Source organism: Prochlorococcus sp. MIT 1300 (assembly GCF_034092375.1).
Lineage (GTDB): Bacteria > Cyanobacteriota > Cyanobacteriia > PCC-6307 > Cyanobiaceae > MIT-1300.
On the sequence record NZ_CP139302.1, the window covers coordinates 1,402,831 to 1,416,791 of the forward strand.

Sequence of the window (13,961 nt, forward strand, 5' to 3'; positions counted from 1 at the left end):
TTTGGTATCAACCCCATAAGCTTGGCCCGGCTTTTGCCGGGCTTTCAGATGTGCGGAATCGTTGCAGTAATTGGTTCAAGAGAGGCTTCCCCCCTCTTACTTGCTGGCTTAAGGCAGCTCGAATACCGAGGCTATGACTCGGCTGGGCTGGCTACCATTGAGGCTTCCCCTGAAGGGCAGAGTGGGCAATTAACATGCCTGCGCGCTAAAGGTAAGTTGTTCAATCTTTCCAATAAGGTTGGACAACTTGGTGCTCTTGGACAGTTAGGGATTGGACACACACGATGGGCAACACATGGGAAACCAGATGAGATCAATGCTCATCCACATTGCGATACTTCCAGGCAGATAGCTGTTGTTCAGAATGGAATAATTGAGAATCACAGGGCGTTGAGAGAAGACCTTGAGAGTGAAGGCGTTAAATTTCTTTCGGAAACTGATACAGAAGTAATACCCCATTTGATCTCCCGCGAGCTCGGGAATCTCTCAAATCGAGCGGAAATCCCGACCTCAAAATTGCTCTTGCATGCTGTGCAAAGGATCACTGCCTTATTGAAGGGAGCCTTTGCTTTGGCGGTCGTATGGACTGAGAGCCCTGATGCACTGGTTGTTGCCAGGAGGCAGGCACCCTTGGTGATTGGTCTGGGTGAAGGGGAATTTTTGTGCGCAAGTGATACGCCAGCATTGGCAGGCTTCACCAGAACTATTTTGCCGTTGGAAGATGGGGAGGTTGCATTGCTTACTCCACTTGGTATTGAGCTTTACGACGCGCAGGGGGCAAGAGAACAGAGAAATCCATCACTTTTGAGTGGGGTTGATCATGTTGCAGATAAAAGTCATTTCAGGCATTTCATGCTTAAAGAGATTCATGAGCAACCTGAAACGGCTGAACTTTGGATTAACCGTCACCTTCCTTCTGGTTTGCCTTTAGATGCGCCAGTTGCGTTGCCTTTTGATGATTCTTTTTATAAAGATGTTGAACGCATTCAAATCCTTGCTTGTGGCACAAGTCGTCATGCGGCCATGGTTGGTGCTTATTTGTTAGAGCAATTTGCAGGACTTTCTACCACTGTTTTTTATGCCAGTGAATTTCGTTACTCTGCCCCACCATTATCCGCGAATACTCTCACTATTGGTGTTACCCAATCGGGAGAGACGGCTGATACTCTTGCCGCTCTTGCAATGGAGGCTGAGAGACGCAAATCTCAAGCCAACCCTGCATATATCTCTAGGCAATTGGGGATAACTAATAGGCCCGAAAGCTCTCTTGCTCGTCAGGTTACAAATATTCTTGATATAGGAGCAGGCATAGAAGTTGGAGTCGCCGCTACTAAGACATTTTTAGCTCAATTGCTTGCTTTCTATGGGCTTGCCTTAAATTTTGCTGCTCGAAGAAATAGCCGGTCACCTGATGAGATTGATAATGTAGTACAAGAAATCAGATCTCTTCCTGCTCTACTTAAGAATTTAGTTGATCAACATGACAAACTTTGTGAAGAATTAGCACCTCGCTTTGCGGATACACAGGACGTGATTTTTTTGGGCCGTGGTATTAATTACCCTATTGCACTTGAAGGAGCATTAAAGCTTAAGGAAATTAGCTATATCCATGCAGAAGGATATCCTGCTGGGGAAATGAAGCATGGACCAATTGCACTTCTTGATCCAAGAGTTCCAGTCATATCTATTGCAATGCCAGGGGTCGTTTTTGAGAAAGTTATTAGCAATGCACAAGAAGCGAAGGCTCGAGATGCTCAATTAATTGGGGTTGCGCCTATTGGGCCTGAAACCCAACTATTTGATCACTTGCTCACTGTCCCTGAGGTCAGTGAATGGATAAGTCCATTGGTTTCTGTAATTCCTATGCAATTGCTTAGTTATCATATTGCTGCCCATAGAGGTCTTGATGTTGATCAGCCTAGAAACTTGGCTAAGAGCGTAACTGTTGAGTAATTTACTTGGTAATCATTTGATTAATACGTCCATAACGATCTTCAAATCTGACTATATCGTCTTCCCCTAGATAAGCGCCGCTTTGTACTTCTATTAACTCAACGGGCATTCTCCCGGGATTGCTAAGTCTGTGTTTACACCCCAAAGGGATGTATGTGCTTTCGTTTTCACCCACTAAGTGTTTATCACCATCTTTCTCTACTAATGCAGTTCCTTTAACTACAACCCAGTGCTCAGCTCTATGGTGATGCATCTGTAGAGAAAGGCTTGCGCCAGGCTTTACGAGAATACGTTTAACTTGCCAACGGTTTCCTTCTACTACTCCAGTGTAATTTCCCCAGGGACGATATATTTTTCTATGTGCTTTTGCTTCAGGACTCCCATTGAGTTCAAGTTGTTTGACGATGCTTTTTATATTTTGAGATTGTTTTCTATCGGCAACTAAAACTGCATCGTCAGTTTCAATTACTACTAAATCTTTTACGCCTAGTCCAACTACAAGTCGATGTTCACTGCGTAGATAGCAATTTTTATTTTCTTTAGAGATAACTCGACCTCTGAGGACATTGCCATTGAGATCTTGTTCTGCTGTTTCCCAGAGTGCTGTCCAACTACCTACATCACTCCAGCCTGCATTAAGTGGTAAGACTGTTCCTAAAGATGTTTTTTCCATTACTGCTATATCGATTGCAACATTGGGACATTTTGCGAATGCTTCTCTTTCGAGTCTTAGGAAATCAAGATCTGGGACATCTTGTTCTAGTGCTGCTCTACAAGAGCTAACTATTTCTGGCGCAAGCCTTTCTAGTTCGCTGAGCATGGCACTTGCTTTGAAGAGAAATATTCCGCTGTTCCATGTGAAACGTTTATCTGCAACAAACTTTTTAGCTGAGGCTAGATCAGGTTTTTCTACGAATCTTGCTATGGGAACGCCATTGCCCTCGGTATTGGCGAGCTCTTTTGATGCTTCGATGTATCCGTAACCAGTTTCTGGGGCAGTGGGAACTATCCCAAAGGTGACTAGTCTTCCGGCTTCAGCCGGTACTCGTCCTGCTTCGATTACTCGAAGAAATTCCTTTGAATCTTTGATTAAATGGTCTGCTGCTAGTACTAGCAGCAAAGGATCTTCGCCTCTTTCAGTAGCTTGAAGGGCAGCGACTGTAACTGCAGGGGCAGTATTTCTTCCTATGGGTTCGAGCAGTATTGCATTTGGTTCTATGCCAATTTGTCGCATTTGTTCTGCGACTATGAAGCGATGATCTTCGTGGCATATAAGTAAAGGGTCAGATAGACCTCGGAGCCCCTCCAGCCGTTGATGAGTCTGTTGCAATAGTGTTTTGTCATTATCTGCTCCTAACGGCCAATATTGCTTCGGGTAACTTGCTCGAGATAAAGGCCACAGGCGTGTACCAGTACCTCCGCAGAGAATTACAGGAACTAGAGGAGTAAATGCCACGATTGTGTTCTTTGGTTAGGTGATAACTGCTAGAAAAACTTTCTTTTTGTTGGTTTATAGCTCTAGCAGACCAGGAGGAGGGGTTATAAGCAACCAACCACCTTCCAGATCAACTGTCGGCACAATTTCATTGACAAATGGTATGAGAACATTTCTACCTTCAAAAAGTCTGATCTCAATCAAGTCATTCCCTGCAAATGTCAGGTTGATTACCTCTCCTATTGCAGGCCCTGCTGGATTATTCAATCTGGCTTCGAGGCCAACAAGATCTAGAAGGTGAAATTCTCCTTTGGCAAGTTTGGGCCGGCTAGTAGATGGCACTAGCAAACTTGATCCAATTAGTTCTTCGGCTTTGCTTCGGTTACTTATTCCACCAAAACTGACTATATAAAGGGATTTTCCAGGCAACTTTCTTCCTGCAGTCAATTCAATCTCTTTGGGTTCCTCGTTTCTTAATTGCAACCATCTTTTCCCAGGTTCTGTAAAGCGTTCTGGGAAGTCACTACTTGGGTGAATGCGTATTTCACCTTTAAGTCCCTGAGGAGCGACTAATTTGCCGATAGTGAGCCAGGGTTCATTTGGAGTCATTATGGACAATACATGCTGTCATTGATAGCGAAAAATTTTTCAACTTCGATTCTATGGCTTCTGAATTTGGACCAATTTTGCCTGGCTCTACTGTGATCGTTAAAGACATGAACTCGATCTATCTGGGTTACAAGGGTTTTGTGCAAAGGATCAGTGGTGACATGGCAGCGGTGCTTTTTGAGGGGGGAAATTGGGACAAGTTGGTCACTATTCCAATCAAGGATTTGGCTTTGGAATGAACTAACAGCTTTGGAACCATTCTGTTTTGGTTGGGATGCGTATTAGGCAGATTCAAGAAGATTTCCTAAGGCTTGTTTGGCGGCATCTTTTTCGGCATCTCGCCTAGATCCACCCCAACCTTCTCCTAGAATTTTTTCGTCAAGTGAAACCTGACTAAAGAATCGATATTGATCCCCATGACCTTTAGTTTTTTCTTCGCTTGAGTAAACAGGCTTTTGAAGCCCCCTGGCTTGGGTCCATTCTTGAAGTGCAGACTTGCTGTTTTGTCGATGTGGATCAGCCAGGACTAATTTGGCCGATTCTTTCCAAAATGGAACAAGCCATTTGTGCACTGGCTCCATACATTGAAACCATTGATAGATCGCTCCAATTAGGGCCTCTGTAGCTTCAGCTTCTATTGTTGACCGTGCAGAAATATCCCGAGCAGCCTTGGGGCCCAAAATCAAAACATCTTTTATTCCAATTCTGCTTCCTATTTCAGCAAGCCAGCGATCAGAAACAATTTGGGCTCGTAATGCTGAGCGTTCCCCGACTTCCATGTTCGGATAGTTCCGATCAATGAATTCTGAGGCGGCAAGCCTTAGAACTGCATCCCCTAGAAATTCAAGACGCTCGTGGTTTTTCCCTGCTTGTGCAGAGGTATGGGTAAGTGCTTCATCAACAAATTCAAGGCCTTTGTTATTTGTCTGAATGCTTAATTCGATTTGATTTGGATCAATACCAAGGCTTACTACAAGAAAAGCTTGCAGCTTAGAGATTCTTTCAGGATCAATTTTCCTTTTCGTTTTTTTTGGCATCTCTAGTCTCTTTAAGCAAAGCTAGGAGCTCATTTTGAAGACCTAAAGTTTATAGGGAACTTTTGGTGGAATTAGATCAATAAGGTGAAAGCAGGGTGTAAGCCGGGTTCTGTTCGCCTCCCAATAAGGGGAGGTGGGCGATCATCTATCTAGGACTGCCGTTGCCGACAGCCTCAAGCGGCTCATTCAACGGAATAAGGCATATGGCCAGCCTTTGTTCCTTGGCCTTGCTCCTGGCCGGGGTTTACCGAGCCAGCACCTCTCGATGCTGCTGGTGCGCTCTTACCGCACCTTTGCACCCTTGCCTGTGCCCATAGGGCCATTGGCGGTGTGTTTCTGTGGCACTATCCTCACGGTTGCCCGTACTGGGAGTTACCCAGCAAGCCTGGCCATAGAGGAGCCCGGACTTTCCTCAATTGAAGCTTTGCTGCTGAACAGCTGCTTAGGATCAATCGCGATCACCACTCCTGCTTTCAGACTCCATAATGCCCGGTAGGCATAATTCTTATCAATGGGGCTGTAGCTCAGCTGGATAGAGCGACGGTTTCCTAAACCGTAGGTCGTGGGTTCGAGTCCCGCCAGCCCCGTTTCTTCATATCCTTTACATAAGGTTAGGTACTATATTTGGTGGGGTGTTCAAACTCGACACTGTCGCTAGCGTATGGTTGGCAGAGTGAAACCGTCTCTATGACCCAGCTTCACGATTTACGTCTTCGTCTTCTTGTTCAACAGGAAAGCGAGCACATTGCCAACTCTCAACCGACTGACCTTGATTTGTCTGTGGTCCAAGCGCGTTGTTTGTGTTGGCTAGCTCTTTTGGCAGATGCTCATGAAGATCAAGCTAGCGATGCTGAACGTAGAGGTGATACAGAGCAGGCAATGGGTTGGTTTGCGGATTCAATGCGGCTCCGCGACGTTATTCAGGTAGTTACGACAATCGAAATACCTTTGCCAGATTGTGTCGATTGTGATGATTGTGATGATCAGATTTCAGGTGATTCTTCCCTTGCAGCATGACGGGATGGCATGATGGAATCAGAGCTGAGGTACTGCGGTGCCAGAAGAGCCCTGTCAATGCCCTGACTGTCAAAGGTTTTACCGCGAGCATGATCGACTTATTCGTGAGTGCCCAACATTGCGACAGCAACAAGAGCTGAATTGGGCTGCCTTGCAGTCTTTTAGAACCCTTTCTGGAAGAGTTCTTGAAGATCTTCAAAAACAGCAAGCAGATAAATCTAAAGAGGAGGAGCCCAATCCTTCTCAAATTTCTTCTTCTGGTGGACTTGAAGAGGCAGTTGATCCTATCCAGCAGGCAATAGCAGATTTAGAAAATATCAATGCACATTTATTTTCCATAGAAGCTTTGATGGAGCGTGTTTTTGATGTTCGTGTACCAGACTCAGTTGAGACAAAATTTAGAGAATTTGCTGGAGAATTAGCTCCTGATCCTTTGAATGCAGACCGGTTACGCTTAAATCGACTTTTGCACCAAACACCAGATTTGCCTGATAGGAGCTAAAAGCATTTTTATTTATATTTCTCGCTGAACTTTATTAGTAGAAAGTTAATAACAATGATTTAGTTTGACGTCAATATTTTGTAAACTCTCTGTATAATTCGTTTAGTTTACATCACAGGTTATTTCAACAGGAAGTGGCTCAACATTCCAGATTGAATTGCAATATTCCATTATTGATCTATCTGATGAAAAGAAGCCTGATCTTGCACAGTTAATCAATGACATGCGATTCCATTCTTTTTTATCAATCCAGGCTCGGTTTACAGAATCTTGGGCTCTTAGGTAGTCTGCAAAATCTGCCATTACAAAAAATGGATCTCTTGTTCTTAAATTATTAGTTAATGGCTTAAAAAGCTCTGTGTCGCCATTGCTAAAGTGGCCTAGATCAATGAGGTGAAGGGCTTCTTCAAGCTCGGGTAATTCTTCTATGTATGATTGGGGCATATAATTGGCATTTTGTAGATCCATTATTTCTGATTCTGTTTTTCCAAATAAAAAGAAGTTTTGTTCTCCAACCTTTTCACGTATTTCTACATTAGCCCCATCAAGGGTTCCAATTGTTAGGGCTCCATTCATTGCAAATTTCATATTTCCTGTCCCAGAGGCTTCCTTACCTGCAGTTGAAATTTGTTCAGATAAGTCAGTCGCAGGATAAACCTGCTCCCCTAATTTTACGTTGTAGTCAGCAAGAAAAATAACTTTAAGTCGCCCATCCATATCGGGATCTGCATTGACAGTTTCAGCAATCCCGTTTATGAATCTAATAATTAGCTTTGCCATAAAATAACCTGGTGCTGCTTTGCCGCCAAAAATGACAGTGCGAGGAGCTAAGCTCTGATCCTGACCATTTTTTATGCGTAGGTATTGGGTAATTACTTGCAAAGCATTTAGATGTTGACGCTTGTACTGATGGATTCTCTTAACTTGTACATCAAACATACTACTAGGGTCGACTAAAACACCACTTTGTCTATGTATATAAGAAGCTAATTTTATTTTGCCAGATAATTTTGTGTTTCCAAACTCTTCAAGAAAGTTAGAGTCATTTTCTCGACTCTCTAAGTTTTTCAGCAGCTCCATATTGGTTATCCAGCTAGGACCTATTTCTTTATCGAGTAGATCAGCCAGCTTTGGATTCGCTAGTGCAACCCATCTTCGAGGAGTTACACCATTGGTTACATTTGTGAATTTTTCGGGCCAAATTTTTGTGAATTCAGGTAATAGTTGGCGTTTAATTAAGTCAGAGTGTAGAGCTGCTACTCCATTTATATGATGGGCACCAATAGTTGCCAAGTGAGCCATTCTAATTGCTTTGCCTCCTTCTTCATCTATGATTGATACTTTCCTAAGAATATTGTCGTTACCTGGATAGCGTAGACGCACTTGTTGAAGAAATCTGCGGTTTATTTCATATATAATCTCAAGATGACGTGGTAACAGACTTTTAAAAAGTCCAAGGTCCCATTTCTCTAGTGCTTCTGGTAAAAGAGTGTGATTTGTATAAGCAACTGACTGAGTAGTAATTTCCCAGGCTGTTTCCCAATCAAGATATCGATCATCTATTAGCAGTCTCATTAATTCTGCGACTGCAATGGCTGGATGAGTGTCATTTAATTGAACTGTCCAATGCTTAGGAAAATCTTTGATAGAAATCTTCCGATTTTCAAGACTTCGCAACATGTCTTGTAAAGAACAGCTCACAAAAAAGTGTTGTTGCTTCAGTCGTAAACGTCGCCCTTCATCTGTTCCATCGTTTGGATAAAGAACCTTAGATAAGGTTTCAGAGCCAACTTTTTCTTCTACAGCGCCGTAATAGTCACCAATATTGAATGCATAAAAGTCAAAACTTTCAGTAGCATCCGCCCTCCAAAGTCTTAATCGGTTGCAGCTATTGACTCTATAGCCCAATAATGGGACATCATGTGGTACACCTATCGCATTCTCATTAGGTATCCAGCGCGAACGATAGTTGCCTTTGTCGTCTATATAACTTTCTGTGCGACCTCCAAACCCTACGAAGCATGCTTCGTCTGGTTGCGGAAGTTCCCATGGCCAGCCACCTTTTAGCCATTTGTCAGTGACTTCTACTTGCCAACCATTCCGAATAATTTGATTAAAGATTCCAAATTCATAGCGGATTCCATATCCGACTGCGGGGACTTGCAGTGTTGCAAGAGATTCCATGTAGCAAGCAGCTAGTCTTCCTAGTCCGCCATTACCTAATCCAGGTTCCTCTTCAACTTCAAGGGTTTCAGCCAGCGATTCGATTCCAAAGCGGCGAAGAGCTTCTTCGGCTTCTTTTTGTATTCCTAGATTGAGCAGATTATTGTTGAGTTGAGGGCCAATTAAGAACTCCGCAGAGAGATAAGCAACTGTTTTTTGAGGCTGTGCACGAATTGCCTCCATGCTTGCAAGGTACCTTGTCATCAGCCTGTCTCTAACGGCATAACTAAGAGCCATATAGAGGTCGTGAAGACTGGCTGTAGGTGCAAGCTTGCCCAGAGTGAAGAAGAGATGCTCTGTCATCCCATCAAAAACAGCATCAGCATCTATACCTGCCCTTTCTGGATCTGCATAACAGCCTGGGGTTGGCAGTCTCAGGTCTAGGGGCTTGGAACTGCTCATGGATTAGAAGAAGATTCTTAAAGAGTGGTTAGGAGTTTTAGGTGAGTTTTGATGAGTTTCTTTAGTTCTTTAAAGCAACTAGAAGACTTCTACCGCTGGACCGTAGTCCCACTTTTTGGCTCAAATGAGTAGTACCTTCAGATCAACACCGTGTAAATCCGTTTCTAGTCGTGTCCCCTGTCACAGAAGATTCGGCACGTCGTCAACTATGTTCCAGGGTAAGGACTTGTAAAACTTGGGCTTTATGTTGCTTCCTCAAATTCTGTCCGTGCTGAGCACTCATGATGTTGAAGTGGCAGAAACCCTTATTGGCGTAATCAATTTCCTTTTAATTTTCCTTGCCGCAAGAACGCTTGCAGAGGTTTTGGTTCGCCTTCATTTGCCCACAATCGTAGGGGAATTGCTGGCAGGAGTAATTATCGGTGCTTCTGGGTTTCATTTGTTGATGCCCCCAACTACTAGTGCCCAGTTAAATGACGGCTTTATCCATTTGATTAGTGCATTAGCTTCTGTGCCCCCTGAAGCCGTACCAGATCTTTATTTTGAGACTTTCCCCTCACTTCAGGCAGTAGCCACTCTTGGTTTGTATGCATTGCTTTTCTTGACTGGCTTAGAAAGTGAACTAGAGGAACTAGTGGCAGTTGGCGCACAGGCTTTTACTGTGGCCCTTGCAGGTGTCATTTTGCCTTTCGCGTTTGGAACCTTTGGCTTAATGTTCCTCTTCAATGTTGATTTGATTCCTGCAATTTTTGCTGGTGCTTCTATGACAGCTACCAGTATTGGAATAACGGCAAGTGTCTTTGGTGAACTTGGTTATTTGAAAACTCGAGAAGGACAAATTGTTATCGGGGCAGCAGTTTTGGATGACATTCTTGGGATCGTGATTTTGGCTGTTGTTGTTGCACTTGCTACTGGAGGCTCCTTAGAGATTGCTCCAATTGTCAAACTTGTTCTTGCAGCGACAGTTTTTGTTGTTGGAGCTATAGCCCTTAGTAGAACTGCTGCACCTGCTTTTGATTGGTTATTAGAGAGACTTAAGGCTCCTGGGGCAGTGGTGGTAGCTTCTTTCGTGATACTTGTATTGAGTTGTTTTGTAGCTACCGCAATTGGGTTGGAAGCTGCTTTGGGAGCATTTGCAGCTGGTTTGATTCTTAGTAGCTCAAAAAATAATCATGCAATTCAACAATCTGTCCTGCCTCTTGTTTCTCTGTTCGCAACAATCTTCTTCGTAATTGTTGGAGCAGGCATGGACCTTTCGGTAATTAATCCTTTAGATCCATCTAGTCGATCAGCACTTGTTGTGGCTGGTTTCCTTTTAGTGGTGGCAATTATTGGAAAGATTGCCGCAGGCTGGTCATTCTTGATCGATAAGCCAACTAACCGTTTGGTGGTTGGACTTGGAATGATGCCTAGGGGTGAGGTAGGTCTCATTTTCCTTGGATTGGGAACCAGTGCAGGACTTCTTACTCCCTCACTTGAGGCTGCAATTTTGTTAATGGTTATTGGTACAACCTTTTTGGCCCCTGTTCTCCTAAGGCTTGTGCTTAAGGATAAAACACCTAGTGGGGGTAATACCATCCCTGATGAAGTTGCTGCAAACCCCGTTGGGCTTCTTTAAAAGCCTCTTCTCATTTGAGATGAGCAAGCAAACTAGTAAGTAGAAATTTTGCCTTTTCAGGTTTGATTTCGACAGATTCAGACCTATTTGCTTAGCATCTCTTTTCTTATTCTCTTTAGTTGCCTTGGTGATGTCTGCTCAAGTTGCCGCATCTAATTCTCCTTGGAGTTATCGAGGGCATGAAGTTCATTGCTTATCTAGCAGTCCGATAGCTCACGGAACGGAAGTTGCTCAGGCTTGTGGTCCTGCCCTCTTGTTGGTACATGGTTTTGGAGCATCAACTCAACATTGGCGCCATAACATTCCAGTTCTTTCGCAGACTCATGAGGTGCATGCCTTAGACCTTTTGGGTTTTGGTAGAAGTGCGAAACCGAGTGAACTTGATTACGGAGGTTCTCTTTGGCGGGAACAAGTAGTTGCATATGTCAAGGAGGTAATCAGAAGGCCCACAGTCATTGTTGGAAATTCTTTAGGTGGTTATGCAGCACTTGCAGCAGGGGCTGACCTCGGAGTTGATGCTGCAGGGGTTGTTTTATTAAATGCTGCTGGATATTTCAGTGATGAGAAAAAACCCCCAAAGACTCTTTTCTCGAAAGCTCGTCAATTTCTAGGAACGGGCTTATTAAAAGATCCATTAGTACAAAGATTGATCTTTGAGAATTTACGAAAGCCTTCCACTATTAGACGCACTCTGAATCAGGTTTATATCGATCAAACTAATGTTGATGATGATTTAGTAGAAGCTATTCGTAAGCCCTCCCTGGATCCAGGCGCTTTTCAAGTTTTTCGAAGTGTTTTCGATTCGAGAGGTCCACAAGGTCAACCTTTAGATGAATTATTTATTGAACTAAAGGCTCCTCTGCTCTTGCTTTGGGGGAGTAGAGACCCTTGGATGAATGCTGCAGGTAAGCGAGCAAGTTTTCTTCGTCATGCACCAACTGACACGACGGAAGTCGTTCTTGATGCAGGACATTGCCCACACGATGAAGTGCCTGAGCAGGTAAACAATGCCTTACTAGATTGGTTGAATAACCATTAAGGTTGTTTGCTAGAAGCGGCAATATTTTCTCTGGTTCTTAAAAAAAAAAATCATTCATGGCATTAACAAGAAAATCTGAACCCTATCCACATTGGGAGTATGTATATCCAGACAACGGTGACAGATTGCGTGTAGTCCCTGAACGAGGGGGCCTCGTTAGTGAATGGCGTTGTAATGATCGAGAAATGTTGTACTTTGATCGAAGTAGATTTTTAGAGCCCTGGCAGAGTATTCGTGGGGGCATCCCAATACTTTTTCCAATATGTGGCAATCTCCCTGGCAATACTTTGCCTTTGGCTGAGGGCAACACAACTCTTCCACAACATGGATTTGCAAGAGATTTGAAATGGGATTTATCTCAGTGTGATCAGGGCAATGGTATTCAGTTATTGCTTGAACAGAATAGTCATTCGCTTGCAGTATACCCCTTCCTTTTTACATTAGAGATTAGCTTTTATCTTTTAAAGAACTCGTTAGAAGTATCTATTTTATTAAGAAATACCGGCGATTCGGATATGCCTTTTAATTTCGGATTACATCCATATTTTTTAGTAGATGATCTTTCAAGGACTCGGATCGAAGGGCTTTCGAATAAATGTTTTGATCATATTCGCTCGGCTGAAGATTTAACTAATAATCAATTGTCTAACCTTTCTTCAGGTGTAGATTTCTTAACTCGTTCATCAAGTCGAGTCACTCTCTTTGATGATGCAGCTGGCACTGCTTTAGAAGTACATAACAAAGAGCCTATGGACTTAACAGTTATTTGGACAGATCCACCGCGTAAAATGGTCTGTATAGAACCATGGACTAGTCCTAGGAATTCTATGATTTCTGGAGATAGGAAGTTAGCCCTAGCTCCTGGTGAAGATGTAAACTTTAGCTGTAAGTTTTTACAAGTAACTTAGCCAGCGACGCCAGGTAATCTTCCTATGGCTATGAGTTCCTTAGGGTCAAATTGAATTTTGAGTGCTTGAATCAGCTGCTTTGATTCTGCATCTAACCAGCACAACAAAGGGCCGCCTTCTATATTTTTAGGTTGAACAAATATTGTTAGCAACCCTCCAAGCTCATGAACTTTATCCCTAAGTAGCTTTATTGTTTCTACACTTGTTTGACTTTCTGAATTGCTTTGCCATGTATCTCCTATCCCAACTCCTGCCGCGAAACGCAACCGCCAGTCTTTAATTGCAGATAGCTCTTGACTTTTTAGTAGCTTATGAACTTCTGACGGAGGCATCATTATTCTGGCTAACCAAGTAACTTCTTGAAGTGAATTTTTATTTGGAATATGTTCTGGTTGTGGTTCATTCCATTCAAGCATATTTATAGATATTTTCGTTTCTTCTGCAAGTCTAATTAGTCTGTTGGATTGTTCTTTTAATGAATTCATATTTACACTTGCTATACCTATTTCTAGCCCAATTTCATTCGATCTACTTTTAACCCAATCAATATATTCAGGAGAGAATGATGAACGAAGAAGTAAACGTCTCCAAGTTTCCAGTGAGTTAAGTTCTCCTTTCGCCTTGAGGCAGCAACGTGCTTGTCTTATGGGTTGCGTTCTTAACGTGATTTCAGTAATCATACCTAAACTCCCCCAGCTCCCACATAGCAATCGCATCAAGTCATAGCCCGCAACATTTTTTACAACACGTCCTCCTGCATGAGCTTCAATGCCATCACTTCGAAGCATCCCTATGCCAATTATTTGATCACGGACGCCTAAATATCTTTGACGCAAACTACTAGATAATCCTCGGGCGACTAACCCTCCAATAGTTCCTGCAGTAGATGTTTTTTGGTCAGCCTCAGTGCCCCATGGCCAGTCAACTGGAAGCCATTGAGATTCTTCGGATAGTTCAGCCTGAAGCTCTGCTAAAGACATTCCAGCTTGAACTGTAATTGTGAAATCATTTTTTGCAAAATCAATTATGTGATTTAGTTTTCTAACGCTTATGGGGTGAGATGTAGCTTGAAGAGGGGCCCCCCAGTTGAGACGACTTGTTCGACCACATGGGAACCAGGATTGACCTTCTTCATGAAAATCTTTTAAAAGAGTTGCAATGTCTTTTACATTCTTTGGTGCCAGTGCTCTGGCATGAAGTTGAGGAGAGTTGTTCACT

12 protein-coding genes, 1 tRNA gene and 1 other RNA gene are annotated in these 13,961 nt (G+C 43.2%); 8 read left to right on the forward strand and 6 right to left on the reverse strand.

Annotated features, from left to right (window positions below; all coding sequences use genetic code 11):
- Positions 1-48 precede the first annotated feature (48 nt).
- Entirely contained in the window at positions 49-1,953 is a 1,905-nt protein-coding gene (gene glmS / locus SOI83_RS07240) for a glutamine--fructose-6-phosphate transaminase (isomerizing) (protein ID WP_320677709.1), read from the forward strand.
- Between the two features lies 1 nt (position 1,954).
- Here glmS and SOI83_RS07245 read toward each other — a convergent pair whose 3' ends face one another.
- Together SOI83_RS07245 and rimM are read right to left on the reverse strand one after the other, a co-directional pair.
- Entirely contained in the window at positions 1,955-3,409 is a 1,455-nt protein-coding gene (locus SOI83_RS07245) for a mannose-1-phosphate guanylyltransferase/mannose-6-phosphate isomerase (RefSeq protein ID WP_320676024.1), read from the reverse strand.
- 54 nt (positions 3,410-3,463) lie between these two features.
- The gene (rimM, locus tag SOI83_RS07250) at positions 3,464-3,997 is read right to left on the reverse strand and encodes a ribosome maturation factor RimM (protein ID WP_320676025.1); all 534 of its coding nucleotides are present in this window, start codon (positions 3,995-3,997) and stop codon (positions 3,464-3,466) included.
- A gap of 53 nt (positions 3,998-4,050) precedes the next feature.
- Here rimM and SOI83_RS07255 point away from each other — a divergent pair, with 53 nt between their 5' ends.
- Positions 4,051-4,236, forward strand: coding sequence for an NAD(P)H dehydrogenase subunit NdhS (locus SOI83_RS07255; protein WP_320676026.1), 186 nt, complete (start codon positions 4,051-4,053; stop codon positions 4,234-4,236).
- Between the two features lie 42 nt (positions 4,237-4,278).
- Here the strand turns inward: SOI83_RS07255 and rnc are convergent, their stop codons facing one another.
- Together rnc and rnpB are read right to left on the reverse strand one after the other, a co-directional pair.
- On the reverse strand, positions 4,279-5,034 hold the full coding sequence (gene rnc, locus SOI83_RS07260; RefSeq protein ID WP_320676027.1) for a ribonuclease III: 756 nt from the start codon (positions 5,032-5,034) through the stop codon (positions 4,279-4,281).
- 82 nt (positions 5,035-5,116) lie between these two features.
- Positions 5,117-5,509: RNase P RNA component class A (gene rnpB, locus SOI83_RS07265), an RNA gene on the reverse strand.
- A gap of 38 nt (positions 5,510-5,547) precedes the next feature.
- Here rnpB and SOI83_RS07270 point away from each other — a divergent pair.
- The 3 genes from SOI83_RS07270 to SOI83_RS07280 all read left to right on the forward strand — a co-directional run bounded on the left by SOI83_RS07270 (position 5,548) and on the right by SOI83_RS07280 (position 6,553).
- Positions 5,548-5,621, forward strand: a tRNA-Arg gene (locus SOI83_RS07270).
- Positions 5,622-5,721: 100 nt separating this feature from the next.
- Positions 5,722-6,051 carry a hypothetical protein gene (locus tag SOI83_RS07275; protein WP_320676028.1) on the forward strand — a complete coding sequence of 110 codons (330 nt, stop codon included), beginning with the start codon at positions 5,722-5,724 and terminating at the stop codon, positions 6,049-6,051.
- A gap of 37 nt (positions 6,052-6,088) precedes the next feature.
- Positions 6,089-6,553, forward strand: a complete 465-nt coding sequence (locus SOI83_RS07280) for a hypothetical protein (protein ID WP_320676029.1) — start codon at positions 6,089-6,091, stop codon at positions 6,551-6,553.
- A 102-nt stretch (positions 6,554-6,655) separates the two neighbouring features.
- Here SOI83_RS07280 and SOI83_RS07285 read toward each other — a convergent pair whose 3' ends face one another.
- Entirely contained in the window at positions 6,656-9,178 is a 2,523-nt protein-coding gene (locus tag SOI83_RS07285) for a glycogen/starch/alpha-glucan phosphorylase (RefSeq protein WP_320676030.1), read from the reverse strand.
- 244 nt (positions 9,179-9,422) lie between these two features.
- On the opposite strand from SOI83_RS07285, the gene SOI83_RS07290 reads away from it, so the two are divergent.
- The 3 genes from SOI83_RS07290 (at position 9,423) to SOI83_RS07300 (ending at position 12,743) form a co-directional block, all read left to right on the forward strand.
- The gene (locus SOI83_RS07290; protein WP_320676031.1) at positions 9,423-10,796 is read left to right on the forward strand and encodes a cation:proton antiporter; all 1,374 of its coding nucleotides are present in this window, start codon (positions 9,423-9,425) and stop codon (positions 10,794-10,796) included.
- 130 nt (positions 10,797-10,926) lie between these two features.
- The gene (locus SOI83_RS07295) at positions 10,927-11,835 is read left to right on the forward strand and encodes an alpha/beta fold hydrolase (protein ID WP_320676032.1); all 909 of its coding nucleotides are present in this window, start codon (positions 10,927-10,929) and stop codon (positions 11,833-11,835) included.
- 56 nt (positions 11,836-11,891) lie between these two features.
- Positions 11,892-12,743 carry a galactose mutarotase gene (locus tag SOI83_RS07300; RefSeq protein WP_320676033.1) on the forward strand — a complete coding sequence of 284 codons (852 nt, stop codon included), beginning with the start codon at positions 11,892-11,894 and terminating at the stop codon, positions 12,741-12,743.
- Here SOI83_RS07300 and SOI83_RS07305 read toward each other — a convergent pair.
- Positions 12,740-13,960 carry an FAD-binding oxidoreductase gene (locus tag SOI83_RS07305; protein WP_320676034.1) on the reverse strand — a complete coding sequence of 407 codons (1,221 nt, stop codon included), beginning with the start codon at positions 13,958-13,960 and terminating at the stop codon, positions 12,740-12,742. The genes SOI83_RS07300 and SOI83_RS07305 overlap by 4 nt on opposite strands.
- Position 13,961 lies beyond the last annotated feature (1 nt).

Coding starts and splice junctions, on each gene's coding strand:
- SOI83_RS07255 (WP_320676026.1), top strand. CDS start 4,051: ATGGCTTCTGAATTTGGACCAATTTTGCCTGGCTCTACTGTGATCGTT.
- rnc (WP_320676027.1), bottom strand. CDS start 5,034: ATGCCAAAAAAAACGAAAAGGAAAATTGATCCTGAAAGAATCTCTAAG.
- glmS (WP_320677709.1), top strand. CDS start 49: ATGTGCGGAATCGTTGCAGTAATTGGTTCAAGAGAGGCTTCCCCCCTC.
- rimM (WP_320676025.1), bottom strand. CDS start 3,997: ATGACTCCAAATGAACCCTGGCTCACTATCGGCAAATTAGTCGCTCCT.
- SOI83_RS07300 (WP_320676033.1), top strand. CDS start 11,892: ATGGCATTAACAAGAAAATCTGAACCCTATCCACATTGGGAGTATGTA.
- SOI83_RS07285 (WP_320676030.1), bottom strand. CDS start 9,178: ATGAGCAGTTCCAAGCCCCTAGACCTGAGACTGCCAACCCCAGGCTGT.
- SOI83_RS07275 (WP_320676028.1), top strand. CDS start 5,722: ATGACCCAGCTTCACGATTTACGTCTTCGTCTTCTTGTTCAACAGGAA.
- SOI83_RS07290 (WP_320676031.1), top strand. CDS start 9,423: ATGTTGCTTCCTCAAATTCTGTCCGTGCTGAGCACTCATGATGTTGAA.
- SOI83_RS07295 (WP_320676032.1), top strand. CDS start 10,927: ATGTCTGCTCAAGTTGCCGCATCTAATTCTCCTTGGAGTTATCGAGGG.